Source organism: Leisingera sp. CC-HEC093, from assembly GCF_059429195.1.
On the sequence record NZ_JCAIJR010000005.1, the window covers coordinates 97,589 to 123,894 of the forward strand.

At 62.0% G+C, this 26,306-nt stretch carries 24 protein-coding genes, 1 tRNA gene and 4 pseudogenes; 18 read left to right on the top strand and 11 right to left on the bottom strand.

What is annotated here, in order from left to right; all coding sequences use genetic code 11:
- Nucleotides 1–9: 9 nt before the first annotated feature.
- The 6 genes from AC5STB_RS22240 to AC5STB_RS22265 all read right to left on the bottom strand — a co-directional run bounded on the left by AC5STB_RS22240 (nucleotide 10) and on the right by AC5STB_RS22265 (nucleotide 6,164).
- Nucleotides 10–1,383: an aspartate aminotransferase family protein gene (locus AC5STB_RS22240; RefSeq protein ID WP_495445049.1), complete on the bottom strand. Its 1,374-nt coding sequence runs from the start codon at nucleotides 1,381–1,383 to the stop codon at nucleotides 10–12.
- Nucleotides 1,384–1,464: 81 nt separating this feature from the next.
- Nucleotides 1,465–2,940, bottom strand: a complete 1,476-nt coding sequence (locus tag AC5STB_RS22245) for an NAD-dependent succinate-semialdehyde dehydrogenase (protein WP_495445050.1) — start codon at nucleotides 2,938–2,940, stop codon at nucleotides 1,465–1,467.
- A gap of 115 nt (nucleotides 2,941–3,055) precedes the next feature.
- Complete coding sequence (locus tag AC5STB_RS22250; RefSeq protein WP_495445051.1) at nucleotides 3,056–3,535, bottom strand: Lrp/AsnC family transcriptional regulator; 480 nt, start codon at nucleotides 3,533–3,535, stop codon at nucleotides 3,056–3,058.
- Nucleotides 3,536–3,547: 12 nt separating this feature from the next.
- The gene (doeB, locus tag AC5STB_RS22255) at nucleotides 3,548–4,540 is read right to left on the bottom strand and encodes a N(2)-acetyl-L-2,4-diaminobutanoate deacetylase DoeB (RefSeq protein WP_495445052.1); all 993 of its coding nucleotides are present in this window, start codon (nucleotides 4,538–4,540) and stop codon (nucleotides 3,548–3,550) included.
- Between the two features lie 3 nt (nucleotides 4,541–4,543).
- The gene (gene doeA, locus AC5STB_RS22260) at nucleotides 4,544–5,731 is read right to left on the bottom strand and encodes an ectoine hydrolase DoeA (protein WP_495445053.1); all 1,188 of its coding nucleotides are present in this window, start codon (nucleotides 5,729–5,731) and stop codon (nucleotides 4,544–4,546) included.
- Between the two features lie 19 nt (nucleotides 5,732–5,750).
- Entirely contained in the window at nucleotides 5,751–6,164 is a 414-nt protein-coding gene (locus AC5STB_RS22265) for a hypothetical protein (RefSeq protein ID WP_495445054.1), read from the bottom strand.
- A gap of 819 nt (nucleotides 6,165–6,983) precedes the next feature.
- Here AC5STB_RS22265 and AC5STB_RS22270 point away from each other — a divergent pair.
- The 10 genes from AC5STB_RS22270 to AC5STB_RS22315 all read left to right on the top strand — a co-directional run bounded on the left by AC5STB_RS22270 (nucleotide 6,984) and on the right by AC5STB_RS22315 (nucleotide 17,186).
- A complete protein-coding gene (locus AC5STB_RS22270; protein ID WP_495445055.1) occupies nucleotides 6,984–8,300 on the top strand; it encodes a serine/threonine protein kinase in 1,317 nt (438 codons plus the stop codon).
- Between the two features lie 11 nt (nucleotides 8,301–8,311).
- On the top strand, nucleotides 8,312–9,790 hold the full coding sequence (locus tag AC5STB_RS22275) for an FHA domain-containing protein (RefSeq protein ID WP_495445056.1): 1,479 nt from the start codon (nucleotides 8,312–8,314) through the stop codon (nucleotides 9,788–9,790).
- Nucleotides 9,774–10,778 (top strand): PP2C family protein-serine/threonine phosphatase, encoded by a 1,005-nt coding sequence (locus AC5STB_RS22280; protein WP_495445057.1) that lies wholly within the window; start codon nucleotides 9,774–9,776, stop codon nucleotides 10,776–10,778. Before AC5STB_RS22275 ends, AC5STB_RS22280 begins: the two co-directional genes overlap by 17 nt.
- Nucleotides 10,775–11,962 carry a hypothetical protein gene (locus tag AC5STB_RS22285; RefSeq protein WP_495445058.1) on the top strand — a complete coding sequence of 396 codons (1,188 nt, stop codon included), beginning with the start codon at nucleotides 10,775–10,777 and terminating at the stop codon, nucleotides 11,960–11,962. The genes AC5STB_RS22280 and AC5STB_RS22285 overlap by 4 nt, the downstream gene beginning before the upstream one ends.
- Nucleotides 11,963–12,055: 93 nt before the next feature.
- The gene (locus AC5STB_RS22290; protein WP_495445059.1) at nucleotides 12,056–14,116 is read left to right on the top strand and encodes a dynamin family protein; all 2,061 of its coding nucleotides are present in this window, start codon (nucleotides 12,056–12,058) and stop codon (nucleotides 14,114–14,116) included.
- Nucleotides 14,113–15,075 (top strand): dynamin family protein, encoded by a 963-nt coding sequence (locus AC5STB_RS22295; RefSeq protein WP_495445060.1) that lies wholly within the window; start codon nucleotides 14,113–14,115, stop codon nucleotides 15,073–15,075. The genes AC5STB_RS22290 and AC5STB_RS22295 overlap by 4 nt, the downstream gene beginning before the upstream one ends.
- A 60-nt stretch (nucleotides 15,076–15,135) precedes the next feature.
- Entirely contained in the window at nucleotides 15,136–15,507 is a 372-nt protein-coding gene (locus tag AC5STB_RS22300; protein ID WP_495445061.1) for a hypothetical protein, read from the top strand.
- Nucleotides 15,504–16,274, top strand: coding sequence for a hypothetical protein (locus tag AC5STB_RS22305; RefSeq protein ID WP_495445062.1), 771 nt, complete (start codon nucleotides 15,504–15,506; stop codon nucleotides 16,272–16,274). Before AC5STB_RS22300 ends, AC5STB_RS22305 begins: the two co-directional genes overlap by 4 nt.
- A 153-nt stretch (nucleotides 16,275–16,427) precedes the next feature.
- Nucleotides 16,428–16,919 (top strand): GNAT family N-acetyltransferase, encoded by a 492-nt coding sequence (locus AC5STB_RS22310; RefSeq protein ID WP_495445063.1) that lies wholly within the window; start codon nucleotides 16,428–16,430, stop codon nucleotides 16,917–16,919.
- Between the two features lie 190 nt (nucleotides 16,920–17,109).
- Nucleotides 17,110–17,186, top strand: a tRNA-Arg gene (locus tag AC5STB_RS22315).
- 232 nt (nucleotides 17,187–17,418) lie between these two features.
- On the opposite strand, the gene AC5STB_RS22320 is transcribed toward AC5STB_RS22315, so the two are convergent.
- A protein-coding gene (locus AC5STB_RS22320) for an IS5 family transposase (RefSeq protein WP_495444176.1) occupies nucleotides 17,419–18,176 on the bottom strand; the annotation gives its coding sequence in 2 pieces (ribosomal slippage) (nucleotides 17,419–17,852 and nucleotides 17,852–18,176; 759 coding nt in all).
- Between the two features lie 56 nt (nucleotides 18,177–18,232).
- On the opposite strand from AC5STB_RS22320, the gene AC5STB_RS22325 reads away from it, so the two are divergent.
- The 5 genes from AC5STB_RS22325 (at nucleotide 18,233) to AC5STB_RS22345 (ending at nucleotide 21,615) form a co-directional block, all read left to right on the top strand.
- Nucleotides 18,233–18,562: a VPA1269 family protein gene (locus tag AC5STB_RS22325; protein ID WP_495445109.1), complete on the top strand. Its 330-nt coding sequence runs from the start codon at nucleotides 18,233–18,235 to the stop codon at nucleotides 18,560–18,562.
- A gap of 30 nt (nucleotides 18,563–18,592) precedes the next feature.
- A protein-coding gene (locus tag AC5STB_RS22330) for an IS3 family transposase (RefSeq protein ID WP_495441156.1) occupies nucleotides 18,593–19,752 on the top strand; the annotation gives its coding sequence in 2 pieces (ribosomal slippage) (nucleotides 18,593–18,851 and nucleotides 18,851–19,752; 1,161 coding nt in all).
- A 292-nt stretch (nucleotides 19,753–20,044) separates the two neighbouring features.
- Entirely contained in the window at nucleotides 20,045–20,596 is a 552-nt protein-coding gene (locus AC5STB_RS22335) for a hypothetical protein (protein ID WP_495445064.1), read from the top strand.
- A complete protein-coding gene (locus AC5STB_RS22340; RefSeq protein ID WP_495445065.1) occupies nucleotides 20,597–20,983 on the top strand; it encodes a hypothetical protein in 387 nt (128 codons plus the stop codon).
- A 308-nt stretch (nucleotides 20,984–21,291) separates the two neighbouring features.
- Nucleotides 21,292–21,615: an H-NS histone family protein gene (locus AC5STB_RS22345; RefSeq protein WP_495445066.1), complete on the top strand. Its 324-nt coding sequence runs from the start codon at nucleotides 21,292–21,294 to the stop codon at nucleotides 21,613–21,615.
- Between the two features lie 269 nt (nucleotides 21,616–21,884).
- Here the strand turns inward: AC5STB_RS22345 and AC5STB_RS22350 are convergent.
- Nucleotides 21,885–22,016: pseudogene (locus AC5STB_RS22350) on the bottom strand (IS5/IS1182 family transposase); the annotation flags it as partial.
- Between the two features lie 65 nt (nucleotides 22,017–22,081).
- Between AC5STB_RS22350 and AC5STB_RS22355 the strand changes: the two are divergent.
- Nucleotides 22,082–22,435, top strand: a pseudogene (locus tag AC5STB_RS22355) (transposase); the annotation flags it as partial.
- 196 nt (nucleotides 22,436–22,631) lie between these two features.
- Entirely contained in the window at nucleotides 22,632–23,273 is a 642-nt protein-coding gene (locus tag AC5STB_RS22360) for an Hpt domain-containing protein (protein WP_495445067.1), read from the top strand.
- Here AC5STB_RS22360 and AC5STB_RS22365 read toward each other — a convergent pair.
- On the bottom strand, nucleotides 23,261–24,070 hold the full coding sequence (locus AC5STB_RS22365) for a response regulator (RefSeq protein ID WP_495445068.1): 810 nt from the start codon (nucleotides 24,068–24,070) through the stop codon (nucleotides 23,261–23,263). The two genes, AC5STB_RS22360 and AC5STB_RS22365, sit on opposite strands and share 13 nt — an antisense overlap.
- Before the next feature lie 208 nt (nucleotides 24,071–24,278).
- Here AC5STB_RS22365 and AC5STB_RS22370 point away from each other — a divergent pair.
- A pseudogene (locus tag AC5STB_RS22370) lies at nucleotides 24,279–24,395 on the top strand (IS3 family transposase); the annotation flags it as partial.
- A gap of 108 nt (nucleotides 24,396–24,503) precedes the next feature.
- Here AC5STB_RS22370 and AC5STB_RS22375 read toward each other — a convergent pair.
- Nucleotides 24,504–25,184: pseudogene (locus tag AC5STB_RS22375) on the bottom strand (IS5 family transposase); the annotation flags it as partial.
- A 202-nt stretch (nucleotides 25,185–25,386) separates the two neighbouring features.
- Nucleotides 25,387–26,145, bottom strand: a complete 759-nt coding sequence (locus AC5STB_RS22380; protein WP_495445069.1) for an IclR family transcriptional regulator — start codon at nucleotides 26,143–26,145, stop codon at nucleotides 25,387–25,389.
- Between the last annotated feature and the right edge of the window lie 161 nt (nucleotides 26,146–26,306).

Here is a 26,306-nt window from a genome sequence, read left to right on the forward strand (position 1 = left end):
GTCTGAAGCTCAGCCCAGCACCGCCTTGACCGCGCGCAGGGTGGCATCCACCACTTGATCAGCCTCGGCACGGGTCAGGCAGAACGGCGGCGCAAAGCCCAGGATGTCGCCCTGCGGCATAGCGCGTGCAATCACCTTGTCCTGCTCCAAGAGCTTGGCGGCGATCTGCGGTCCGATTTTGTCAGCAGCGTCAAAGAACGTGCGGCTGTCCTTGTCCTTTGCAAATTCCACCGCGCACAGCATCCCCTCGCCGCGCACGTCGCCCACATTAGCATGGCCAGAAAGCGCCTCTGCCATGGTGGCGTTCAGATAGGCGCCTGTTTCACCGGCATTGCTGACAAGGTTCAGCTCATCAATCAGTTTCAGGTTCGCCACCCCTGCCGCTGCGCCGATGGGGTGCGCGGAATAGGTCCAGCCGTGGCCGATCGGGCCGTTCTCGTCGGTTCCCTGCTCCAGCACTTTCCAGACCTTGCCGCTGACAATCGAGCCCGACAGCGGCGCATAGGCCGAGGTGAGGCCCTTGGCGATGGTGATGATATCGGCCTCGATCCCGTAATGGTCAGAGCCAAACATAGAGCCGAGGCGGCCGAAACCGGTGACGACCTCATCCGCCACCAGCAGGATGTCGTGCTTCTCGAGCACCGCCTGAATTGCCGCCCAGTAGCCTGCGGGCGGTGGCACGATGCCGCCGGTGCCCAGCACCGGCTCGCCGATGAAGGCGGCGATGGTGTCCGCGCCTTCGCGTTCGATCAGCGCTTCCAGTTCCGCCGCGCAATGGGCCACGAACTGCTCCTCGCTCTGATCCAGGTCGGCGCGGCGGTAGTAATATGGCGCCTCGGTGTGAATGACCTGCTCCACCGGCAGGTCGAACTTCTTGTGGAACAGCTCCAGCCCGGTCAGCGAGCCGGTGACCAGCCCCGATCCGTGATAGCCGCGCCAGCGGGAGATGATCTTTTTCTTTTCTGGCCGTCCAAGGATATTGTTGTAGTACCAGATCAGCTTGACGTTGGTTTCATTGGCGTCAGAACCGCCAAGGCCGAAATAGACCTTGGACATGTTCTTGGGCGCGCGGTCCAGGATCATCTTGGCAAGCGTGATCGAGGCCTCGGTGCCGTGGCCGACATAGGAATGGTAATAGGCCAGCTCCCGGGCCTGATCGGCAATCGCCTCGGCGATCTCCTGGCGGCCATAACCAACGTTCACGCAGTAAAGCCCGGCAAAGGCGTCCAGCAGTCGGTTGCCGTCGCGGTCCTCGATGAACACGCCGGAGGCGGTTTTAATGACCCGGTTCGGGCTTTCGCCGCGGGCGTGCTGGGCCAGATGGGTCGAGGGGTGAAAGAAGGTCTCGCGGTCCCACTGGTCAAGCTGGTCGTTCTTCAGCATTGAATTTTCCTTCCGTTAGCGTTCTGCAGCCAAGAGATTTTCGAAATCTCGTGGCAAAAAATCGTCGAAGATTTCTGTTCGTCACGCCCAGTCGCGGCAGACGTATTTGATCTCGGTGAAGGCCTCCATGCCCAGCCGCGCGCCTTCGCGGCCCAGGCCGGACTGCTTGGTGCCGCCAAAGGGGATCGGCGCGCCGGTCACCTTGGTGCGGTTCACCGCCACCATGCCGTATTGCAGCGCGCGGCTGAGGCGGTAAATGCGGCGCGGGTCCTGGCTGTGGACATAGGCGACCAGCCCGTATTCGCTGTCATTGGCGAGCGCCACCACTTCTTCCTCGCTATTAAAGGGGGTGACCGGGGCGACGGGGCCAAAGGTTTCCTCCGACATAATGCGCGCGCCGGCGGGCACATCGGTCAGCACCGTGGCTTCATAGAACAGCGGCCCCAGCGGATGCCGCTTGCCGCCGCAGGCAAGCATTGCGCCCTTGGCCAGCGCATCGGCAACGTGCTCCTCCTGCTTCTGAACCGCCTTTTCGTTCATCAGCGGGCCAAGGTCGCAGTCGTCCATGCCCTTGCCAATGGTCAGCGCCTGGGCGGCTTCGGTAAACTTGGCGCAGAACTCCGCATAGACGGGCCGCTCCACAAAGATCCGGTTGGCACCCAGGCAATCCTGGCCGGAAGTTGCGAATTTTGCCTTGATGGTTTCGCTGACGGCCTTGTCCAGATCGCAGCCCTTGAAGACGATCACCGGCGCGTGGCCGCCGAGTTCCATCACCAGTTGCTTCACCGTGTCCGCCGACTGGCGGTACAGGAGCTTGCCCACTTCGGTGGAGCCGGTGAAGGACAGCGCCCGCACCCTAGTGTCGCTTGTCCAGGGTTTCACCACCATTGCAGCGTCGCCTGTGACCACATTGAACACGCCCGGCGGAAAGCCTGCGCGCTCCGCCAGTTCCGCCAGCGCCAGCGCGCTGAACGGGGTTTCGGCTGAGGGATGCGCGACCACGGTGCAGCCTGCCGCCAGCGCGGCGGCGGCCTTGCGCGTTATCATGGCAGAGGGGAAGTTCCAGGGCGTGATCAGCGCCGCCACGCCCACCGGTTCGCGCCACAGCTCCACCTCCGCATCCGGCAGGTGGCTGGTGACGCCCTCGATATTGGGGCGTTTGGCCTCCTCCGCGTAGAACTCCGCAAATGCTGCGCCATAGTCGATCTCGCCCCGCGCCTCGGACAGCGGCTTGCCCTGTTCCAGCACCATGATGCGGGCGAGGTCTTCCTTGTGTTCCTGCTGCAATTCGAACCAGCGGCGCAAAGCGGCGGCGCGCTGTTGCGGCAGCATCCCCGCCCAGCCCGGAAACGCCGCCTGCGCCGCATCCACCGCGGCAGAGGATTCCTCTGCCGAGAGGCTGGCAACATGGCCCAGCTCCGCCCCGTCGGCCGGATCGCAAACCGGGAAGGTCTCGTCATTGGCGGCGGCGCACCATTTGCCGCCGATGTAGGAAAATGAGCGCACCAAGGCCCTGTCGGCAATCTCGGCACGGGCTGAGAGAGCGGTCTCTGTCATGGCTGTCCTCCTCATGTCTTGCAGAGGAGTGTGCCTGTCCGCAGCAGAGGAAGTGACTGAAGTTTGGCAGGCTATCAGAGGAAACAGCTGCCAGTCAGGTGCTTTCGTGCGGGGTTCACCCCTGCCCGAGCAGAATATCCAGCGGCGGCGCGCCCGCGCCTTTGACCGGCTTGGTCACCACATAGGTGAAATAGCGGCTGAGGCCGATGCGGGCGTCCAGCATCTCGTCGATCAGCCGCTGATAGGCGTCGATGTCGCGGGTGACGATCTGCAACAGGTAATCGAACCCGCCCCCAAGCGCCCAGCAGGCGGTGACCTCGTCATAGCGCTGCATCGCCGCCTCAAACGCACGGAAGCTTGCGGCGGTGTGGTCCGCGATTTCAGCCGCGACAAACACCGTCACATGCGGTGCCAGTTTGCGCAGGTTGATGCGGGCGCCGTAACCTTCGATCAGCCCGGCTTGTTCCAGCTTTTTCAGCCGGTCCCAGCAGGGCGTCGGCGACAGGCCGATCCGCTCGGCCAGCGCGGCCTTGGTGATGCGGCCCTCAGTCGAGAGCACGCGCAGGATGTCGAGGTCGCGCTGATCCAGTAGCATGTGGTCCGCCTATCAGCCGCCGGTGACGCCGACAACCGCAACGCAGTCGCCGGACTTGATCAGCCCGGGAAAATGGCGGCTGATCAGGAGGCCAGCGCGGCGGGCGCGGTACTCCACCGGCGGCTGGCCGGTGCGGTCCAGCGGCCAGACCCGCGCCAGCAGATCGCCTTTGGCCACCGGCGCGCCCAGGTCGGTCATGATCTCAAACAGCCCGTCGCCCTCGCAGAACAGGTAACAGTCATCATCCGGCATGGTCAGGTTAACGGTTGCGTCGATCTGCATTTCCCCCTTCAGGATGCCTGCGTGGATCAGCACATTGCGCAGCCCCTTCTTGGCGATGGCATTGCTGCGCGCCGTCGATGACCCGCCGCCGCCGAGTTCGGTGGTGACAAGCACCTTGCCCATCTCCTCGACCGCGGTGTCGTACATGCCGCCGCTGTCGATCTCCAACAGCTCCACCGAATACGGCGCGTTGAACGCCTTCATCGCGGCAAAACACGCCTCCTGCGTGGCCTTGTCATCGAGGATATGCGCGGCGGCAAACGGCACGAAGTCCAGCGTCTTGCCGCCGGAGTGGAAGTCCACCGCCAGATCCGCCAGCGGCAGCAGCGTGCGCTGGAAGTAGTCGGCGATCTTCTCAGTCACGGTGCCGTCGGGACGGCCCGGAAACGCGCGGTTCAGGTTGCCCTTGTCGATGGGTGAGGTGCGGCTGGCGGCCCGGAACGCCGGGTAGTTGAAGGCCGGCACGATGATCAGCCGGCCGGTTACATCCCCGGCCTTCGTAGTGGCGGCCAGCTCGTGCAGCGCAATCGGGCCTTCGTATTCATCGCCGTGGTTGGCCCCGGTCAAGAGCGCGGTAGGCCCGTCACCGTTTTTGATCACCGTCAGCGGGATCATCACTGAGCCCCAGGCGCTGTCGTCGCGGCTGAAGGGCAGTTTCAGGAAACCGTGGTGCACCCCGTCCTGGTCCAGCGGAATGGTGGGTGAAATCGGATTTTTCTTCATTGCTCAGTCCTTCACGAACATTTTGCGCGGCACATCTGACAGGCACTCCGGCCCGTTTTCCCCGATGCGGATGCTCTCGGTGATCTCAAATCCCCAATCCTCCATCCAAAGGCCGGTCATGAAATGGAAGGTCATGTTTTCCTGCAGCACCGTGGTGTCGCCCGCCCGCAGCGACATGGTGCGCTCGCCCCAGTCCGGCGGGTAGCTGACACCGATCGGGTAACCGGTCCGGTTGTCCTTTTCGATGCCGTATTTCTTAAGCACCTTGAAAAACGCTTTGGCGATGTCCTCGCAAGTATTGCCGGCCTTGGCTTTTTCCAGGCCCGCCTCCATGCCTTCCAGCACCGCCTGTTCCGCGCTCAGGAAGGTCTGCGTCGGCTTGCCTAGGAACACGGTGCGCGACAGCGGGCAATGGTAGCGGTGCACCACGCCCGCGATCTCGAAAAACGTGCCCTCGCCGGATTTCATCGGCAAATCGTCCCAGGTCAGATGCGGCGCGGCGGCGTCAGAGCCGGAAGGCAGCAGCGGCACTATCGCCGGGTAGTCGCCGCCGAAGCCAAGCTCCGCGTCATAACGCAGGCCCGCGTCGTAAATATCGGCCACCAGATCGCATTTGCGCATCCCCGGTTCGACCTTCTCGACAATCCGCCGGTGCATACGCCCGACGATTTGCCCGGCCTGGCGCATATAGGTCAGCTCGGCCTCGGATTTCACGGCCCGCAGCCAGTTGACCAGCGCGGTGGCATCGGCGCAGCGCGCGTTGGGCAGATGCTTTTGCAGGGACATGAAGGCGGCGGCGGTGAAATAGTAGTTGTCCATCTCGACACCGATCACGCCGCTGTCCAGCCCGCGGTCTGCGAGCTGCGCCGACAGGTAATCCATCGGATGCCGCTCGGAGGACTGCACATAGTGATCCGGGTAGCCGATGATACTGGCCGGCGCCATGTAGCAGGTGCGCAGCGCCCCGTTGGCGTCCTGACCCCGGCCGTACCACAGCGGCTCTCCGTCCATGCTTACGACAACACATTGATGCACATAGAAGGACCAGCCGTCATAACCGGTCAGCCAGTTCATGTTCGAGGGATCGGTGACGATCAGAAGATCAAGCCCGCGGCGCGCCATCTCGGCCCGGGTCTTGTGCAGCCGCGCCTGATATTCAGCGTGCGGGAAATACAGCGTGGGATTTGCCATATGCGTTCATCCTGGTTGATCAGCTGGTGAAAGTGGCGCCAGCCCCTGCGGCCTCAGCCCGGGGACTTTCAAGGGTGGCGATGGCGGTGTTCTGTACGCCGGTGCCGGTCAGGTCGGCAATGATCAGGCTGCTGTCCGGCCGGCGGTCCTGGGCTGTGCCCGCAGCGGCAAAAGCCAGCCCGTACATTTGGTTGCCGGTGGAGATTCCCACAACCGCCGCCGCAAGCTGCGTGTTTATCAGCGGCAACACCGTCTTGGCGGCGCTGCGTCGCTTGACACAGCGGGTAACCTGGCTGGGTTCCAGCTTCGGCACCACCTGCTCGCCTCTGAACGGGCTCAGCGCGGGCGATTCCATCAGGGCGGCCCGGAGGATACCTCGGGATGTCCGCGCCCGGGCGGCGTAACCACCCTGCAGGGCGAGCTTCTCTTTCATCAGCCTCTCGTCTTTACAGTTTGATGATCGGTCAGGCCCGCCGCAGGTTGCACCGGACCCGTTGATTCCAGCGCGGCGAGAATGGCCTGAACGAGCCTTGGAAAGGCTTGCCCTGCGAGTCAAATTCTTTTTGTAACGTGACACTCAAAAGGCCAACGCTGACGCCTCCCTCCGGGACCAGTCCTCCGGCATCGTTCCAGCGGTCGCATTTGCCAGGGGGGGGTAGCAAAACATTACTTTTGGCGTGCTTTTGCGGCAGTAGTCCTTCGGCAAATCCGGCAGCAATTCATCGCCATCTGTTTCCGGCCCGGCAAGAGACAGCACCGGCTGGCACAGGCTGAGACCAGCAGGTGATGGGTGATCTCGTCTGCCCTCACGGTATCGCCGGGACGAGTCAGCGCCGCCCGCGCTGCCGTCAGGCTGCAGCTGACCCTGTGGGTTATTAGAATCCGCCCCGCCGGCACCTCCCGCCCTCAAGTCTTCAGCCAGTCAGCCCGCGTCTCCCAGTACGCGACAGGGCCTGTACTGGGGCAGCAGTACAGAAAATAAAGGGGTACAGCGCTCTTTAACATTGAGGCAGGTCCGAATGCCGCGCTTAGGTCCGGCTGGATAGCCACGCAGTTTAACTAACTTCAATACAACTAGCCGGCGGCGCATTAACCCAATGTTTTCTGACCTTTCGGAATAATTGCGGCGGAATTCGGGCGGATCTGCCTCAATTGCCCGAATGGGGCCGCGAACATTCCCCATTCCGCCGGCAGCGTTAAGGTCCAGCCGCTTGTTCCGGCTGCGTCCCTGCTGCCACAAGGAAATGCCAACGTGCCTCACGACACATCTCCTGCCGAACCGGCACCGGTCTGCGAACTGCCTAGCGGCGTCAAGCTGCTCCAAGGCCAGTACCAGATCGAGCGGCCGCTGATCAGCGGCGGTTTCGGCATCACCTACCTGGCCCGCGACAGCCTGGAGCGGCGGGTGGTGATCAAGGAGTGCTTTCCCGCGGGCCTGTGCTGCCGCGACGGCTATGAGGTGGCGCCGGCTGCGCCGGAACACGCAAAGTCCTGCCGCAACGTTCTGCGCGCTTTTCTGCGCGAGGCGCATCTTTTGGCCCGCGCAGAACATCCCGGGATCGTCAGCGTGCACCAGGTCTTCAAGGAAAACCAGACCGCATATATCGCGATGGAATTTATCGACGGGCTGGACCTTCTGACAGTGCGTGAGGAGCAGCCGGAGCGGCTGACCGCACCGCTGCTGCGACAGGTCCTTGATCAAGCGCTGGAGGCGCTTGGATGCCTGCATGGGCTGGGCATCCTGCACCGCGATATCTCGCCCGACAATCTGCTGCTGGGCAAGGACGGGACATTGACGCTGATTGATTTCGGTGCTGCCGCTGGCAGCACTCCGCGGGACGACACCGCGCTGCCGATGCTGCTCGCCGTCAAGGATGGCTACTCTGCGCATGAACTTTACAAACCCGACCTGCCGCAGCGCCCGGCCTGCGATATCTACGCGCTTGGCGCCACCTTCTATTACCTGATTACGGGTGAGGTTCCGGCCGGAAGCCAGCAGCGGCTGACCGCGGTGACGGCTGGCAATCCGGACCCCTGCCCTCCGCTTTTGGGCGGGCCCTGGGCAGTGGACCCGGCGCTGCTGGCAACCGTGGATCAGGCGATGTCGGTGCTGCCGGGCGAGCGTTTTCAGTCTACCCGTGACTGGGCCGGGTTGCTTGCGGAAAACGATGCCGCGGACCAGGCGCCCCATGCCACGGCCTTGCCTCAGGCCGCCGCTGCGGCGGCGGACAGCGGCGCGCTGGATGCCGCGATTGCCAACCTTGTCGCTGCTACCAACGTAAGCCTAACCCCTGGCCAGCCGCGCGCCGCGCGGCCGGACGCGGCGCAAAAACCGGCAAAGGACAAGCCCCGTCCGCTGGTCAATCTGTTCGGCGAGCCGGTCAGCGATCTGGAAGCCTGGCTTGCAGAGGAGGACGCATTGGCACGGCGCAGCAAAAAAGCCCCTGCAGCCGGACAGCCGCCTGCGGCCCCTGCCCTGGGGCAAGAACCTGCAATACCCACATTTGCAGGCCGTCTGCGCAAGATCTTCGGGTTTCAGAGCGGCAGCCCGGAAACAGTTAAGAACTGAAGGAAACGGTCATGAAATTCATCAAGGATATCATAGGCGAAAAGCGGGAACGGATCAGGATAGACGCGCCTGCCGCGGAACCGGTGCAGCCGCCGCCGCAGGACCCTTTCGCTTCGCCCTCCGGCGAGGCAGAGACAGCGGCAGGCAACAGCGGCGCGGCGTTCAGCCTGGACCGCGGCTTTTTGCTGGACGCGGAGCCGGAAAAGAACGCCTCTGAGGAGTTCTTCGTGCCGGAGGATTTCCTGGACGACAGCCCCCCGGACGCGAACGAAGAGGACACTGAAGCGGCCGCCGCTCCGCAGGACATGGCAGAGGGCCCCGCCGTTAGCCAGGAAAACGGAGCGCCCGAGGAGGACGCCATCGCAGCCTTCTTTGCCCGCGAGCAGGCACAAGTGCCGGCACCCTCCTCTGCCGGGCAGGTCACCTCCGCGCCAGGACATGAGCCGGCGCACCCGGACACGCTGGACGGCTTTGGCGCAGCCGCCGAGGAGCCGGAGCAACAGGCCTACGTGCCGGAAGACGCTCACGTGGCTGAGGAAGACGATCCTGGCGCCAATCTGACCGGGGAAGAAGAGGGTTTTCCTGACGCCTTCAAAGCTGAGGCTGATTTCGATCGCTTGCAGCAAACAGAGCCGGCAGCTGAACGGCCGGGGGCCTACCGGATCTTCCGCCGCAATGCGGCCCGCGGCTCTGGCGAACCCGAAACCGCGCCTGAAGGACCCGGTGAGGCACCAGTGGCCGCCGCACCGCAGCCGGGTCCGCAACCTGAAACTCGAAAGCAGCCGGACCTGCAGCCACAGCCGCAGCCGGATCCAGCCTGCGCAGCCGATGATGCCCCAGAGGGTATGATCCGGCACCAGCCTGTGGCACAGCCCGCTCCTCAGACGGCGCAGCAACCGGCGCCCCGGCCGGCCGCTGAGGCGCCACTGCCTGCTGAGCCGCAGGCGCCGCCCGCCACGGATGCGCCGATCGATGTGCCTGCCCCCTCAATGGGCCGCGGCGCCAGCCGCGCGGGCCGCGTCAAAACACGCCTTCTCGGTTTCAGCCCGGCGCAGGCCCCCGGCAGCGACCCGTTCGCGCGCAACACGGAAACTGACGCACCCGGCTACACCCAGTTCCCGGTCGGCTGGCTGGCGGTGGTGCAGGGTCCGGGCCGCGGCGCTGCCTTCAGCCTGTTCAGCGGCGTCACCGTAATCGGACGCGGCGAGGACCAGACCGTGCGGCTGGATTTCGGCGACAACAGCATCTCGCGCGACAACCACGCCGCCATCGCCTACGATCCGGAGCAAAAGTCCTTTTACATCGGTCACGGCGGCAAGGCGAACCTGGTGCGCCGAAACGGCCGCCCGGTGCTCAGCACTGAGGAGCTGGCGGCGGGCGATGTGATCCGCATTGGTGAAACCACCCTGCGCTTCGTGCCGCTTTGCGGCGCCGATTTCGGCTGGGACCAGCCACAGCAAGGCGACGGCTCCCATGCTGCATTCAGCTGAGCTTGAATATGACGCCGCGACGGCCATCAGCCAGGGCCGCCGCGACCGTCAGGAAGATGCCGTGGCGGCTGATTTCCTGGCCGGCGCCGGTACCGGCTTTGCGGTGCTGGCCGACGGCATGGGCGGCCATGCGGCTGGCGATGTTGCTGCCAAGATCGTGGTCACTGAGGTGTTCAGCGAGCTGAAGCTGCGCGCAGGAGAGCCGGAGCAGCTAGAACCTGCCATCGCCGAAGTGCTGCAAAGCGCTGCCGACGGCGCCAACGCCTGCCTTGGTGAATATGCCAGCCATCAACCGCAGGTGCAGGCCCAGGGTATGGGGGCCACGCTGTTGGCACCGGTGCTGTTCCGCGAACGGCTCTACTGGATATCGGTAGGCGACTCGCCGCTTTACCTGTTCCGCGACGGCGCGCTGACCCGCCTCAATGCTGACCACACGATGGCGGCGGAGCTGGAGAAGCTGGTGGCCCGCGGCCGCATGGATCCGGCCGAAGCCGCCGCCCATCCGGACCGCCACTGCGTGACTTCGGTGCTGACTGGCGCCGGCATTCCGCTGGTCGACTGCCGCAGCGCCCCGCTGCGGCTGCAGCACGGCGATATTGTGCTGGCCGCCAGCGACGGGCTGCTGTTTCTGGCAGAGGAGGAGATTGCCGAAGTGCTGGCCGCCGAATGCCACAGTCCCAGCGCCCGCATCGGTGCCGCGCTGATGCGGGCGCTGGAGGCGCTGGACGCGCCAGAGCAGGACAACGCCGCCTTCTGCGTGATCAAGCCCTTCGATCCGCAGGCCGCCCCCGAACTGCCCGCCCCGCCGCACTTTGCCGAAGCCCCGGCGGCTGAACCACAGCCGGAGGCGGCTGAGCCGCTGCCGGGCAGCCAGCCCGCCGCTCCGGCCCGCCCCCGCACCGGCCGCCGGGTGATCACCTTCCTGGCATCCGCAACTTGGCGCGACGCGCCCGGCGACGGCCGCAGCAAGACGGATGCATCCGCGTGAGCCTACCCCAGAGAGACATAACACCGCTGGCGGGACAGCTGGAGCGGACGCTCAGCACAGGGCTTCTTCCCTCGGAAGTCAGCGGCTGGGGCAGTCAGCTGTTGCAGCGCCTGCGCCAGCCGGTGCAGGTAGCGGTCGCAGGCGCCCCTGGCGCCGGCAAATCCGCCCTCATCGACATGCTGCTGGGCCGGGTGGTCATTGGCCGCAACGGCAGCGGCCTGCTGGTCGACATCTGCCATGGTCCGCAGGAGGCCGTGGTGTTTGAGACTGCCGCAGGCGAGCGCCTTCAGCAGCCAGGTGTGCTCGCCCGGTTGAAAGTGCCGGAAGGGACCCGCCGTGCACGCCAAATCCTGCCAGACCCGCAGCTGCGCTGGCACAGCTACCGAGAGCTGCCGCTGGCCGGGCCGCAGGAGCACCGTCAGGATGCGCTGCTGCAAGCGGCCGCTGCGGCGGACATAATTCTGTGGTGCAGCCAGGACTTCACCGCCGCTGAGCAGGCGCTTTGGGCGGCGGTGCCCGACAGCACCAAGGACCACAGCTTCCTGGTGCTCACCATGGCCGACCGCCAGGTGATGCGCGGTACCCTGCCTCAACTGATCGAAGCGCTGGAGCCGGTTGCCGCGGAGGAGTTCCTAGGCGTCTACCCGGTGGCCGCGATCCAGGGGCTGACCGCCCGCACCGCCGGGGCGCCGCAGGACGGCCTCTGGCGCTCCAGTGGCGGCAAGCAGCTGAGCGGCGACATGCTGCGGCAGGTGGATTTGGGCCGGGCCTCGGATGTGGATCAGGCGGAGCTGCTGATCCGGCAGTTCGGAGGCTCCCTTCCGGCCGAAGCCGCGCCATCGGTACCCGCTGCCGCATCCGCGTTCGCGCCGCCCCACAGCCTGGCGGCCGCGCTTGACCAGCTGCAGCAGGGGGCTGAGCAGATGCTTGCAGAAGCTGAGGCCGCTGGCGGCCCCCAAGCCGGACCAGTTCTGGCGCAGTGCATGGAGCTGATCCGCGGCCTGTCGCAATCGCTCGGCACCCTGCCCCCCGGTGCCACGGCGGATGCTGCCCGCGAGGCGGTGCAGGACGGCGAGGAAATGCTGATGCTGTGCCAGCTGGAGCAGGACGAGGACGCAGCGGTCGACGCGGTGACGCTGCTCATACAACTGAAGAAGGAGCTGTCCGGGGATCCGCCCGGATAAGGCTCGCCGCCCCCTGCCCGCCTGTGCTGCCCTCTTGCGCCGGCGGGCGGGCCAGCAAAAGAAACGCCAAAGCAGGACACAGCAGGTTCCGCCATGAACATGGAAAACCAGATCGAAAGTGCAACCGACATCCGCGCCTCTGCGCGTCCCACCAACCTGAGCGCCGGGATGGAGCCGCTGGCGGCCTATGCCCGCCAGGCGCGGCGGCTGGACGGTGCGCTCACCACCCTGCACGGCGTCGCCGGCGAGCGGTTGCAGCGCAGCTTAGCCCGGCTGCAGGAGGAACTGGCCGCCTTCGAGCCCAGCGTCACCCTGCTGGGGCAGGTCAAATCCGGCAAGACCTCGCTGGTCAATGCGATGGCGGGCTGGGCCGACCTCTTGCCCTCGGACGTGAACCCCTGGACCTCGGTTGTCACCTCGCTGCACCTGGAGCCGGGCGACAGCCGCACCGAAAACAAGGCCAGCTTCCAGTTCATGACCGAAGAGGAATGGGACCGTCTGACAAGCAAGGGCGGCCGCATAGGCGAATTGGCAGGCCGCGCCGGGGCGGACAGCGAGCTGCAAAAGATCCGCACGCAGATCGAGGAAATGCGCGAGCGCTCCCGCCAGCGTCTGGGCCGGAAGTTCGAGCTTCTTATGGGGCAGAAGCACGACTACGGCTATTTCGACAAGAACCTGATCGAACGCTACATCTGTCTTGGCGATGACTTCGCGGGCGACGAGCCGGGCACGGTGGATGAACAAGGCCGCTTTGCCGACATCACCCGCGCCGCCGATCTGTACCTGAACTGCCAAAGCGTACCGCACCGCCTTTGCCTGCGCGATACGCCGGGTGTGAACGACACCTTCATGATGCGTGAGCAGATCACCATCCAGGCAATCCGCGACAGCCGTATCTGCGTGGTGGTGCTTTCGGCGGGCCAGGCGCTGTCCTCGGTCGACATGGGGCTGATCCGGATGATCTCCAACCTCAAATCGCGCGAGGTCGTGATCTTCGTCAACCGCATCGACGAACTGGCCGACCCGGCAAACCAGATCGCCGAGATCGAGGCCAGTATCCGCCAGACCCTGGAAACCCACCACGGGCCGCAGGAGGCGACCATTCTCTTCGGAAGCGCCTACTGGGCCAATAAGGTGCTGACCGGCGGGCTGGAGGACATGGATCCGGCCAGCTCCGCCGCGCTGATTAACTTGGCCGAGGCTTCGGTCAATGCCTCCCACGCCAAGGCCTCGGCACAGAATATGGTGTGGGAGCTGTCAGGTATCCCGGCCCTGAACCGTGCGGTCTCCGAACGCATTGCCGCCGACCTCGGTGCGCCGCTGCTCCAGCGCATCGCGGCCTCCGCCACCACCGCTGCCACTGGCCAGCAGGCCGCTAATGCTGTGCAGGTGCGGGGTGACAGCGGCGGCGGCGGTGTCAACATGCACGACGTCCGCAGTGCCTTCGAGAGTATCTGCCAGACTCATATGGAGGCGCTGGAGACAGAGGTGAAGCTGGTGCTCAACACCTTTCACGACCGCGCCGACCGGGCCCATGCCACCTTCACCGACCGTGCCACCCATGCGCTGATAGATCATCTGGAGAAATGGGGCGAGGACATTCATTGGGAATACGATCCCGCTGGGCTGCGAATGCTCCTGCGTTCTGCATACTCAGTGATGACAAGCCGCCTGCAGTCCGCCGCTCTGACCCGCTATGAGGCTGCGGTGCAGGATGTGGCGGAGCTGCTTTATGACGGTTTCGGCCAGGCTGTCGAAGGCATCCAGCTGGCGGTGCCAGAGGTGCCCCAGCCCTCCTCTCCGGTGGCTTTGGCGCAGTCCATCGCGCTTGATTTCAACGACAGCTGGTGGTCCGCCTGGTGGCGCCGGACGCGCGGCTACAAGGCCTTTGCCAAGCGCTTCCGCAGCCTGATCGCGGGAGAAACTGAGGATTTCATGACCCAGCTCAAGACGGTGCAGACAGCGGACGCCCGCGCCGCAATCCTTGCGCGGCTGCAGACCTTCTTCGACGATCAGCGCGACATCCTGCTAGAGATTGCCGATTGCTCGCGCGGCGGCGGCGACATGCAGGCACTGTTTACGGGGGATGAGGCCTGCCGCCGTCAGTCCCAGACCTCTACTGCCTTGGAAACACTCAGGAGTTTCTCCGCATGACGTATCAGACTGCTTCGCAGGCGACCGCCCCTGCTCCCTTCGCTCCCGAAACTGCCGCGGCGCGCAAGCCCCGGCTGGCGCTGATGGGCGAATTCAGCGCCGGCAAAAGCACCCTCACTAACCTGCTGGTCGGCCGCCAGCCGCTGCCGACCAGGGTCACCGCCACCCGCCTGCCGCCGGTGTGGATCTCCCACGGGGCGGAGGGCGCCCGCCTTGTCGGCACCGACGGCAGCGAAACACCGGTGCCGCTGGAGGATCTGGATAATGTGCCGCTGGAAACCACCGCGCTGATCCGCCTGACTTTGCCTGCCGAGGCGCTGGAACTCTGTGACCTCATCGATATGCCAGGCATTTCCGATCCCAATATGCCTGCCAGCGTCTGGCAGAACCTGCTGCCGGAGGTCGACAGCGTGATCTGGTGCACCCATGCCACCCAGGCCTGGCGCCAGTCAGAGGCCGCCGCCTGGGAAGAGATCGCGGCCCGCCTGGATGCCCCCAGCACCCTGCTGATCACCCATTTCGACAAGCTGAAGACCTCACGCGACTGCGACCGGGTGCTGCGCCGCGTGCAGAAGGAAACCGGCGATGCCTTCAATGCCATTTTCCCGTTGTCTCTCAGTCAGGCGCTCTCCGCTGGCGAAGACATGGAGGCTTGGAAGACCAGCGGCGCCGACGGCTTCATTGAGTATTTGGTTGAACTGTTGCTGAACTGGTCGCAGCCGGGGCGTGGCCATACAAGGGCCCGGAAACCGGTAGCGGTAGAACCGCTGCAGCCTGACCAGGCCCTGCGGGCAGACGTGCTGGACATCGCCGCCCCTCTCGGCGGCAGTGCTCCGCCGCTGGAGACTGTTGAGGCTGATAGCGGCCCGCGGGTGATGCCGCGCCGGGTGTCGTCTCCCTCGCGGCGCAGCCCGCGGCCGGACCGTTTCCCTCCAGAAGCCCCGTTTGACAGCGAGTAAGGACGCCATGCCGCCACGACCCGTGCCACAGCCCATGCAAGCCCCCGGCGGAGGGGGCCGATGACCCTGGCCCGCCAGCTCGACGGCCTGCGCCGCCTGGAGCCTGGCTGCCGCCTGGCCGCTTTTGGCGATCTCAGTGCCAGCATCGTCCTGCGCAGCAGCAGCGCGGCAGGTCACCCGCAGGAGTATCTTGACGATCTTTGCCAGCAGGCCCGGCGCGGGTTTCTGGCGCTGGATGCCGGTGCCCGGGCCGCGGCGTCCCCCGCGGGGGATGACGTGCTTGTGCTGGCTCCGGGCGAGGCGCGGCTGTTCCTGCGCGCCGCCGGCGGCTCCGGCGACGCGGTGCTCTGTGTCTGCGCGGATGCGGAAGCCGCCGCGAGGCTGGCCTTCCCGGCGCGGCAGTTTCTGGCAGCCCTGGACGGTGGGACATGACGGCGGACCCAGCGCGTCAGGTCCCGAAGCCGCAGACCGCTGAGGCTGCGCTGCGGCAGGCGCTGGCCCGGCTGGCGCAACCGGCAGGCTTCGGGTCCAGTGGCGGGCAGAAAAACCTCAGCGCCGTTGTGCTGCAGGAAATCAGCGAAACCGTTCTGCCGCGCCAGCTGACCCTGGTGATCGGGCAAAAACCTGCCGCAAGCTTCACCCTTGCGCAGCGCAGGCTGGCAGACCTCAGCCTGGCTGCCGCCGCAGACCCCGCCCGCGCTATAGAGGACCCGGCCGCGGCGGCGCAGCAGTTTGCCGCCCGCCTGCGCCGCCTCGAGGCAGAAGCAGAAGGCCGCACGTTCCGCTTTCTCCGTCGTGCCTGCTCTGCGCCTCAGGGTGCCGGTTGCTGCTCCGTGCAGATGCTGAAGGCGGCTCTTTGCGCTACGGGTGACCTCGGGCCGCTGGACCGCTTCCGCACCCTGTCGGCCGAACACGCCGCCGCCTCTCTTTATTGCCCGCGCGGCAGCGCCACCATCGAAACTGCTGGACCCGCGCCGCTGCTTGCCCAACTGGAGGCGGTGCGCGGTGCACTCACCGCCCGCACCGCCCGCCCTGCCTCGGCCCGGATGCCGGTGCCGAAGCCTGACTGCCTGATGTTGCCGGTTTCGCCTCAGTTGCACATCCTCGCAGCCTCAGACGGCGGCGCCTTGCTGCTGCTGGCAATGACGCCTGCTGCAGCCCAAGCCCAGGCCGCTGCCTGGAGCGGCATCTACGGTTGAACCAAGCGCCCGTTGCTCAAAGATGAGGCAGTTGGCGCCGCAGCGGATGATCCAAACGCGTTTCCGGGTTTGCCGGCTGCCCTGCGCCCGCTACAACGAGGGGACAGACGGCTGCGGCAGCGCAGCCTGCACGCAGTACAAATGGACCCCGCGATGACCGCCACAGCTTCCCCCGCTTTCGACATCGCCGCCGCCTGCCCTTCGGACCCGGAAGCTGCTGATCTGATCAACCGCCACCTGGCGCAGATGGCGGCGCAATCGCCTGAGGAAAGTTGCCATGCGCTCGGTGGCAGCGGGCTGGAAGGGCCAGAGGTGCAGTTCTTCCTGTTGCGCCGGGACGGCCGGGCGCTGGCGATGGGCGCGCTCAAGAATTTGGGCGGCGGCATCCGGGAACTGAAATCGATGCACACCCTGACCGAGGCCCGCGGCAGCGGTGCCGGGCGGGCCATGCTGGCCTTCCTGCTGGATTTTGCCCGCGGCGAACAGGCAGCCGAGGTCTGCTTGGAAACCGGCTCAACCGATGATTTCCTGCCCTCACGCAGGCTGTATGAGTCCTTCGGCTTTGCGCCCTGTCCGCCGTATGCGGATTATGCTGAGGACCCTTGGTCGGTGTTTATGCGACTGGATTTGCGCGCCGCGGCTTGACCCTTGGCGGGAGCCTGTCATAACTGGCGCCAAGCGGTCCCTTAGCTCAACTGGATAGAGCAGAATTAACCCCCTATCCTCTACCGAATGGACTTAAATCATTGTTTTGTAGAGATAACTTTCTAGTAGGCAAATAGTCTTCCTACTAAGTTGACATGGCCGTAGGCTTCGTCCAAAACGGCTTAAGTGCGCCCACGTAATTCAACTGGATAGAATATCCGACTTCTAATCGGGCTGTTGGGGGTTCGAGTCCTCCCGTGGGCGCCACTATCCTTTCCTTTTCTTAAGCCGACGGGCTATCCGTTGGTCCCAAGCGACTCCCGCGAAAAGTCAGCATATTTTCAGGAAAAACAGCGCGTTGTGAATTTTCCACTCTGTTTAAGGGCGCGCTGACTTTCATTGTGCTAGGCCTCAATGAAGAGCTGCGCTATTCTAGTTAAAGCCCCAATAGTTCTTCAGGAGAAAATTTTTCCGAACTAGGCTCTGGACTCATTGAGTTTCAAAGCCAGTAGATAACGAGGGCTGCAAGCGCGATTGCTGACAGGAAGACTTTTGGGCATCTGTCGTATCGTGTCGCAACCCGCCGCCAGTCCTTCAGCCTGCCGAACATAATCTCAATGCGGTTGCGCCGCTTATATCGGCGTTTGTCGTATCTGATGGCTTTCTTGCGCTGCTTTCGACCGGGGATGCAGGCGCGTATCCCTTTGTCTTTCAAAGCTTCTCTAAACCAATCGGCATCATACCCGCGATCTCCGAGAAGCCATTGGACGTCAGGCAGGCCACTCAGCAGCGCCTTTGCACCGGTGTAATCACTGACCTGTCCGGCAGTCACGAACAGGTTCAGTGGACGCCCCTGGCTGTCACAGATTGCGTGCAGCTTAGTGTTCATGCCGCCCTTAGTGCGCCCGATCAGGCGCCCACGCCCCCCTTTTTAACCCCAAGACTGGAGGCCGTACGGTGTGCTTTCAGGTAAGTTGCGTCGATCATCACAGTCTTTTCCTCACCGTGATCAGCAGCCAGACCGGCCATCATCTGGGCAAAGATGCCTTTGTCGCTCCACCGCTTCCAACGATTGTACAAGGTCTTGTGCGGGCCGTAATTTTTGGGCGCATCACGCCAGCGCAAACCATTGCGATTGATGAAGATAATTCCGCTCAGAACACGCCGGTCATCAACACGCGGCTTACCGTGGGACTTCGGAAAATAAGGCTCAAGACGGGCCATCTGCGCGTCCGTCAGCCAGAAAAGATCAGACATATCACCGCTCATTTTTCGAACTGTGAATCACGCCACCCACCGGAAATCAATGGGTCCTGACCCTAAATCGTGAAGGTGAAGACTTTCATTTCTACGTCAACACAAACAAAACTTCAGATAGAACGCATGAGTTCGGTGAGATGTCCGGGTACATGGTACCTTGGTTGTACACGCCGATGGTCGAGTTGTTTGATCGCCTAAGGCGTTGGCAGCAGGAATATAATGCAATCGAAGTTCCGACACCGTACAAAGAAATACAGTGGTCCTTAGGCAACGATGCGCCGCCAAAAAAAGTCATAGAGAATATTCCTGATAGGTTCTACCTTTTCCGAGACATAGACGGTCGCCATGACCTGCCCCCCGCAAAATCCCTCACCATGAAGTAGAGTCTGCCCAACCTATGTAGGAGCAGACGAATGCGTAAGAGCCGTTTCACTGAGGCGCAAATCATCGGGATGATCAAAGAGCAGGAAGCCGGGATGCCGACAGCGGAGGTGTGCCGTCGGCACGGCCTGAGCCCGGCGACCTTTTACAAACTGAAGTCCAAATATGGCGGCATGGAGGTGTCGGAGGCCGCGCGGCTGAAGGCCCTGGAAGATGAGAACGCCAAGCTGAAGCGGCTGCTGGCGGACACGATGCTCGACAACGTGGTTTTGAAAGACCTGCTGGGAAAAAGCTGACGACACCGAAAGAGCGGCGAGAGGCAGCGCTCAATGCAATGCGGGATCATGACATCTCGCAGCGCAGGGCCTGTCGGCTTGTCGGTGTCGACCCCAAGACGGTCCGGCGCGAACGCCCGCTCGACCATCCCGAGATCCGCCAGGAGATGAAGGAGATCGCTGGCAAACGCCGCCGGTTCGGCTACCGGCGGATCGGCGTGCTGCTTGAGCGAAAAGGCATGATCATGAACCACAAAAAACTCTACCGCCTCTACCGGGAAGAAGGCCTTGCGGTGAAACGGCGGCGGGGCCGCAAGCGTGCCCGGGGCTCGCGAACGCCGATGCCCGAAGCCACACAGCCCAACCAGCGCTGGTCCCTGGATTTCCTGGCAGACAGCTTCGGCGCGTCGCGGAAGTTCCGCATCCTGGCCGTAAACGATGACTGCTGCCGGGAAAACCTGTGCCTGGCCGCGGACACCAGCATTTCGGGTGAGCGCGTTGCCCGGGAGCTGGACGCGCTCGTCCGGATCTACGGAAAACCTGTTTGCGTTGTCAGTGATAACGGCACGGAATTCACCAGCCGGGCAATCCTGAGATGGGCCGACAGGAACGGCGTGGATTGGCATTACATCGATCCCGGAAAACCGCAGCAGAATGCCTTCATCGAGTCATTCAACGGAAGCCTGCGGGACGAGCTTCTCAATGAAGAGCTGTTCGATACCCTGGACGATGCCCGCCGCAAGCTGGCGCTGTGGCGCTACGATTACAACAACGTCAGGCCGCACTCTTCGTTGGGGAACAGAACGCCAAAGCAAGCGCGGCAGGCGCTTGAGCAATTTGAGGGCTCCGCGCCTGCCGCGCTTGCCAAGCCCGAAACCGACGACTACCAAAATCAAACCCGCAGACTCTCGTCATGAGCGAGGGACCCGCGGGGGGCAGGTCACGTGGAGTCGGAACACCGGTTACATTAATGGTGAGACCTTCCCGGTTGAAACCGTCGATGATATTCAGCACCCTGAAAGCATAGCTGCGGCAGCCGGAGCGAAGCCGGCTGAACGAGCCACCGTTCAACCCAAGTATTGCCGAGCCAATCGACATTTGAACCACACTGACAGGCGGCACTTACCGTTCGCCAACCCATCCCATTTTTAAACCCAGCGAAACCTTACCAAGTCAATAAGGGGAGGAACTTATTACGAAGGAAACGATATGAAGACACTTGTTGTTGTGCATCCAGGGAGCCTGTTTTGGAGCGCCGATTTTTCCGTTGGAAAGCGTGCAGCCTGGGAATGCCGAAGCCGGATAATGGAAGAGATCGCGGGGCACCAGGGGAACTTCATTGTCATCGATGGTTTTCTTTCTGATGAAATTAGCGACGAGTTCGAAGACGTCATCCAAACAGGATTATCTAACGCAATTACTTGTGCAACTAGGACAGGGAAATTGGGGACCTTCACCGCATTGCGTGTTTGGGGCTGTGATGGAGGAGAAAGGCCATTCGAAGGCTGGCAAGGTTTTGGGAGCTGCACTCAGCCTATGGTATTTTCGGGCCAAGAGGAAGCAGCGGAGTATATTTCCAGCAGCTTAGCCTCGAATGAAATCGTTGTCACTGGAGCATGGGCCACTGAACATGGGGAATGGGGGTGTGTGAACTCGGTTGCCGATGTCTTTCGCTCTAGGTTACCGAGCGCCTCGGTTAGGGTTTCTGAAGATGCACTTTTTGAGGGCTCCGGAACAAAATCCAGTTCGCTAAATATGTAGTTGAGCGTACTCGGCTCTGCAGATGGCGTTCCGGGCGGTTTGGGAGTTTGGTTTTCGCATCTCCCGTACTTTGGCCGCCCGCCAATGGTGCATTTAGCAAGTTTTGGTCATGACCGCTCTTTCGGCGAGCTAAACTTGGAATCCTTAACACTGCTGGTATGGAATGGAATTGTGGCAAGCTGCTCGACCTCAGAGCAGAGCCTGGCCATTAAGGCGAACAAGGAATACCATGACTTCGCGATACCGTTTACTTCAACCGATGTTGCTTCAGTCCGGGCCGTTATTTTTCATCACACGCAACGGGTTCCAGCGTTTATTCTTGAAGAAGTTCCCTGGATGCTTGTCAGACCGGAAAAGGAAAGATCAGTCGTGTCTCCGAAATCCTAGATGGTACTAGGCGCGGCATTGTGGCACCTTCGTATTCGATGAGGAACAGCCTTAAGAACCATATTGGGTGCCAATCTTACTTTTAGCGATGGGCACCCAATCCAGCTAAGCTCCTTTCTCCTTGGGAGGAGCTACTTTGACTGTGTCATGCTGTTCTGGCGATCCCTTAATTGAGCGCTGTCGCCGAATGGGCCACGTCGTGCATCACTGATCTTATCTTGTTGCAAAAAACCTGCACCCTACACCTCTTAAGCTTGCCCCGATGTCACTTTTCTGATTTGACCGTGCAAAACTGAAAAAGGTGAACCATGGCGATTGATATTACCGGCCTCAACGTTTCTGAACTTGAAGCACTCTCTCAGGAAATTGAGGCTCGCAAGGCCCAAGTTGCTGAAGAGGCCAAGCAGAATGCTTACAATGAGATGCTTGCCATTGCTGAAAAGCACGGCGTTAGCTTTGAAGAAGTTGTCGCTCTGCGCAGCGGTAAAGGACGTAAGTCAGGTTCGAAAGCAGCCGCGAAGTACGCCAACCCCAATGACCCCTCGCAGACTTGGAGCGGACGTGGTCGCAAACCTGGCTGGGTTCATGAGGCCTTAGAAGCTGGTAAGTCTCTCGAGGACATCGAAATCTGAAGAGAAGCGCGACGGAGGGGTTAGCCTGCTTTTTGATCCGTTTCAAAATTTCTGAGCGCAGGCGGCTTCATGCCGCCTGGCTTCTTTCTGAAATGTTGGGTCCTCGAGAAGACTGTTAAGCCACTGTCTAAGGAGTTTACAACAAGCCCCTAACAGGCCGCTGAATTAGTCAGGCCAGTGGGACGCTGTTCTCCGTGGTGGAATGAGTTCTCTCATCGTTCTTCCGGATTGGGTGGCTGGAAGCAGGCCTGCGTCCCCCCCCTCCAGCCTCATTCCGCCAGCAACCGGGGCAGCCGGGCGAAATTTCCGGCTGCGAGCGTCAGGATGAAGCGCGACCGCACCCGTTCGACGCCGCGATAGACGGTCTGGGATATGCCGCCAACGGTCTTGGCCCAGGGGTAATCCCCCCGATCTTAAGGGGATGCGGCAGTAGAATTTTCTCGGCAGGATGAACGAGGAGATTCCGATGAAGAAGACACGTTTCACAGAAGCTCAGATCATGAGTGTGCTGCGCCAGATGGAGGGCGGTGTGCCTGCCGCCGAGCTGTGCCGCGAGCACGGGATGAGCAGCGCCACGCTGTACAAGTGGCGGGCGAAGTATGGCGGCATGGACGCCAGTCTCATCAGTGAGAGCGAGCTATTGTCCGCCATTGGTCCGAGGACAATGGCGAGCGGCGATGGCCGAGGAGAACCGGCGGCTGAAGCGCATGTACGCTGACGTCAGCATGCAGAACGACCTGCTGAAGGAGGCGCTCGGAAAAAAATGATCCGGCCAGCTCAACGCCGAGAGTTGGCCGTGAAAGCGGTGGCGATGAGAGGCAGTCGCTCCGGCACTCAGACCTTTGCCCAGACCGCCCAATGCGCCGGCGATGGCCGCATTCCGGACGTTGGCCCCTTCACGGCTCACAACGTGCCCGCGCACACCTTCCTTGCCGGATCCCGCCATATAGCCCGCGACCTTGGTTTCCAGGACTTCCCCTTGCCGGTTAACGCAAGTCATGGAAATAAGACGCACCTTGACCCGCTCAGAGGACAAGTCTCCGGTGGCCGACCCCTGCACGGTGCAGCCCTTCAGGTTCACTCGCGCAGGCTGGCTGTTTCCAAGCGCTGCGGTCACCGCCGAGCCGGTAATCAATCAGGAAAAGGGGCTGTTTTACGCGGGCGGCAACCAGCAGCATTATGAAGCTTCCCTGCGCCGGTTCCATGCTAGTCTGAGTGAATGGTCCGCAGGTCTGGCTGCCCAGGCTGACAGCCCGGAAGGCCCGGGCGTGGCCAATCTCCTTCATGTCATTAAAGGGGTGGCCGGCACGGTGGGAGCCGACAGGCTGGCGGAACTTGCGGCAAGCGCTGAGAAAGGAAACACCTCTATCGAAACAGTGGAGCAGGCCCTATCCCAGATGCTTGAGCAGTTCGACGCCCGCAGCCCTCTTTCTGCACATGAATTGCCGTTCTCCCCGGGTAGGCTGGATAGGATTGGGGCACTTAGCAGGAACCGTGACATTCAGGCCCTTGAAGAAGTACTGAATACGGAATCAGGGGATCTTCCGGAAACTGCCAAGGCGGCACTTCAAAGCCTTAAGGCGGCTTTGAAAGTGCTGGACTTCGAAACGGCTGATCAAATTGTAGAACAGCTCGCGGGCTCTCTTCACGAGGACTGAAACTGTCCGATGTCTGAACACATCTGGGCCAGTAACTGCTCGGCTTTCTCGAGCCGGTCTGCCCGCCGAGCCAGCAGTTTTTCCAAGGCCGTTTTCGCCTGGCGGAGTTCAATATGGCTGCGGATCCGGGCACGCAGAACAGCGGGCACAATCGGCCGGGTGATAAAGTCGCAGGCGCCCATTTCCAGGCCTTTGGTTTCATCCATCGGATCATCAAGACTGGTCAGGAATATCACCGGTACATCAGCAAGGCTGGCCGTGGATTTGATTTGCCGGCAAACCTCGTAGCCATCCATATCCGGCATCCGGATATCCAGCAGAACCAGGTCTGCCAACTCTCCTGCGAGAAAAGACAGGGCTGCTTTTCCGGAGGTCTGCGGAATGATCCGGTAAGCGTCCCTTAGCAGGCCGTGCAGGTGGTGAATGTTTTGAGGTGTGTCATCAACCACAAGAATCGACGGCTGCTCTTCATCATCTCCCGGAGGGGCCGTGCCTTCCAGTTCAGGGCCATTGCTGATTTCTCCGGCCAGTTCCCTGGCCGCAACTGCAATGGCGGTCAGATTGGGTGACACCGTTGCAAAGAAGCGCGCCCCGGCAGCCCCCATGAGCGCCCGGTTCGCGTCCCTCTCAAACAGAGAAATTCCAAGATGGCTTTCCAATGCCCGGATCTGCCGGCTGACGGCCTCTCGCGAGACATTCAACTCTTCCGCCGCAGCGGTAAAACTGCCTAGACGGGCAGCAGCTTCAAACGCAAGTAGAGAAGTCAGAGGCGGCAAGTGGCGTTTGAGTTGTTTCATGCTTTGCGTTCCGGAATGCTATGCATCTTGGACCGGAGGTTACGGCCGCTGTTTCATTTGTTACCGTGTAAGACTGGTCATTGAACAGGTGTTGCAGAAATATCCTGCCTTTTGATGCTATCAATTGGCCGCTCAGCCACGTTCACAAAGATTGGAATGCCCCATCTGAACTGGTCCACCGTTATGTTTAGGAAACGGAGGACAGAGAATGGCGAACAAGCGGCACAAGCCAGAGGAAATAGTTCAGAAGCTGTGGCAGGTTGATGTGCTTGTCGGGCAAGGAATGGCGCGGGCTGATGCAGTCCGGGAGGTTCGCATCACGGAGCAGTGGAGTTCGTCCCGATTTCCGGACAGATTGATTATTGACCCTATGCTGCGCTTTTCCAAGTCATGGTTTCGTATGCTTGCGCAGGGGTTGGGTAGCCTATGGCGGAGTGTCGTAGGCGCCGTCCGCGGTGACGCTGCCGATCTTCTGATCTGGTGGAATCTGGTCCAGTAATTCTGGCAACATAGGCGCGTCACCAATGTTGCTGCCCGTGATCTCGACGGTCCGAACCTCCAACGTTTCCTCGTCGATACCACTCTCGGGATCATGCTGCGCATGACCCTGCCGGGCAAGGGATATGTATCTTGCGCCAGATGCGGCGTTTTGAGTCACCATGCCTGCGGGCGTTCCATTCACCTTCGCTTACGGCCTTGATGCCGGTGCTGTCCGCTGCCCGGCAGTGCATCACGCAGTGACGTCACGAGAGGGGATCAGCAGATTCAGCGGCCCCGTACCGCCACGATAGGGGGTGCTCACATTCAGCGTTCGTTGACAGCGGCACAGGGTACTAAAGTCTGGCATGGTCCAGTCCAGGCCGACCAGCCGCAAAAGGCTTTGTACGAACCCCGTCGTTTGCCGCAACGGCATGCCGAAGAGCACCTTCATCGTCAGACAGGTCTGGATCGCCGCGTCGCTGAAGCTCGGTTGTCGACCGCTCTTGCCGGTCGGTGGCGGCCGCCATACCATTTCTGGATCGAACCACACCGTCAGCGATCCACACCGCTTCAACGCTTCATTGTAAGCCGACCAGTTCGTGGTCTTGTATTTCGTAGAGGCCCAACTGCTCATATCATCCAGCTAACATGCTGGATTCATACAGTGAATCCCTCATCCGATTTGTGCAACAAGGCCCAGCTATGCAATAACTTTCACCCTGGACCACTCAAGTGGGTCCGCTCACATCCTTCCGTAGGCTGAGGAAACGCACCATCAAATCTTGGGATCAATTACCTAGGTATTGGGGAGAATGAGATCAAAGTTCGCACTTTGCTTACAGGGCAAAGTACTGCTTCAAGCTTCTGGACGTAGCCTGCAGTGCTTTTTTGACGTCCCCGCTTCGGTCGGCATACCGCGAAGTGGGCATCGGGACAGAAATAGCGTGCAGATCCCCGTGCCAATCGCGGAAAGCTATACCGATCGCGGAAATCCCTTCCGAGTGATTATCCAAGTCATAAGCGATGCCGGTTTGCCGCACTTTGCTCAGCAATTCCAGAATGTCTTCCTCGCGTTCGCGAGCCCCCGTGCGCTGCCATTCTTCGTGGATCAGTTCGAGTGCCTCTTCCTCGGGCAACTGCGCCAGGCAGGCACGGCCGTTGGCGGTTGTGGTCAGCGGAAAAACTTCACCGACCTTTGAAACAGTGGTGAGCCGCTGGGTTCCTGGCACCTGATCGAGAAACACCATGCCGGCCCCGCGCAGGGCGGACAAGTCCGCCGTTTCCCCGGTCTTCTGCGTCAGTTCCGTCAGCAGCAGCCGACAATGTTCCACGATGTTGAACTGTGCCGCCTTGGCGAGTGTGTTGAGCTCTGGGCCCAGCTTCAGCCCGCGGCCTTGGATATCGCTGACCACAAAGTTCTCGGCAGCCAGAGCCCCCGTGATTCTCTGCACCGTAGAGCGGGGCAACCCGACCCGGTCTGCGATTTGCCCTAGGCTCATTCCTGTATCAGTTTCTTTGAGCACGCGCAGGATTGCCGCTGCGCGAGAAATGACCTGAATTCCACCTTTGTCATTTTTCACTTCTTTTTCAGCCATCTAAATATCCTGCAAGTGTGTTTTTCGTGGTTTTCCGGCGATTTATGTCGTCCGTTACTGCACCACAATGCGGTGCAAGTCAACTGCATCGTGATTTAAATATTGACCGTATTGCAGTGCATGTGTATCAATATGCGGGACAGGTGAAGAGCCATCCTGAA

Excerpts from the sequence above, each read along its gene's own strand:
- AC5STB_RS22265 (WP_495445054.1), bottom strand. The coding sequence starts at position 6,164 with ATGAAAGAGAAGCTCGCCCTGCAGGGTGGTTACGCCGCCCGGGCGCGG.
- AC5STB_RS22300 (WP_495445061.1), top strand. The coding sequence starts at position 15,136 with ATGACCCTGGCCCGCCAGCTCGACGGCCTGCGCCGCCTGGAGCCTGGC.
- doeA (WP_495445053.1), bottom strand. The coding sequence starts at position 5,731 with ATGGCAAATCCCACGCTGTATTTCCCGCACGCTGAATATCAGGCGCGG.
- AC5STB_RS22295 (WP_495445060.1), top strand. The coding sequence starts at position 14,113 with ATGACGTATCAGACTGCTTCGCAGGCGACCGCCCCTGCTCCCTTCGCT.
- doeB (WP_495445052.1), bottom strand. The coding sequence starts at position 4,540 with ATGAAGAAAAATCCGATTTCACCCACCATTCCGCTGGACCAGGACGGG.
- AC5STB_RS22275 (WP_495445056.1), top strand. The coding sequence starts at position 8,312 with ATGAAATTCATCAAGGATATCATAGGCGAAAAGCGGGAACGGATCAGG.
- AC5STB_RS22245 (WP_495445050.1), bottom strand. The coding sequence starts at position 2,940 with ATGACAGAGACCGCTCTCTCAGCCCGTGCCGAGATTGCCGACAGGGCC.
- AC5STB_RS22365 (WP_495445068.1), bottom strand. The coding sequence starts at position 24,070 with ATGAAACAACTCAAACGCCACTTGCCGCCTCTGACTTCTCTACTTGCG.
- AC5STB_RS22290 (WP_495445059.1), top strand. The coding sequence starts at position 12,056 with ATGAACATGGAAAACCAGATCGAAAGTGCAACCGACATCCGCGCCTCT.
- AC5STB_RS22280 (WP_495445057.1), top strand. The coding sequence starts at position 9,774 with ATGCTGCATTCAGCTGAGCTTGAATATGACGCCGCGACGGCCATCAGC.
- AC5STB_RS22305 (WP_495445062.1), top strand. The coding sequence starts at position 15,504 with ATGACGGCGGACCCAGCGCGTCAGGTCCCGAAGCCGCAGACCGCTGAG.
- AC5STB_RS22345 (WP_495445066.1), top strand. The coding sequence starts at position 21,292 with ATGGCGATTGATATTACCGGCCTCAACGTTTCTGAACTTGAAGCACTC.
- AC5STB_RS22380 (WP_495445069.1), bottom strand. The coding sequence starts at position 26,145 with ATGGCTGAAAAAGAAGTGAAAAATGACAAAGGTGGAATTCAGGTCATT.
- AC5STB_RS22240 (WP_495445049.1), bottom strand. The coding sequence starts at position 1,383 with ATGCTGAAGAACGACCAGCTTGACCAGTGGGACCGCGAGACCTTCTTT.
- AC5STB_RS22250 (WP_495445051.1), bottom strand. The coding sequence starts at position 3,535 with ATGCTACTGGATCAGCGCGACCTCGACATCCTGCGCGTGCTCTCGACT.
- AC5STB_RS22335 (WP_495445064.1), top strand. The coding sequence starts at position 20,045 with ATGAAGACACTTGTTGTTGTGCATCCAGGGAGCCTGTTTTGGAGCGCC.
- AC5STB_RS22310 (WP_495445063.1), top strand. The coding sequence starts at position 16,428 with ATGACCGCCACAGCTTCCCCCGCTTTCGACATCGCCGCCGCCTGCCCT.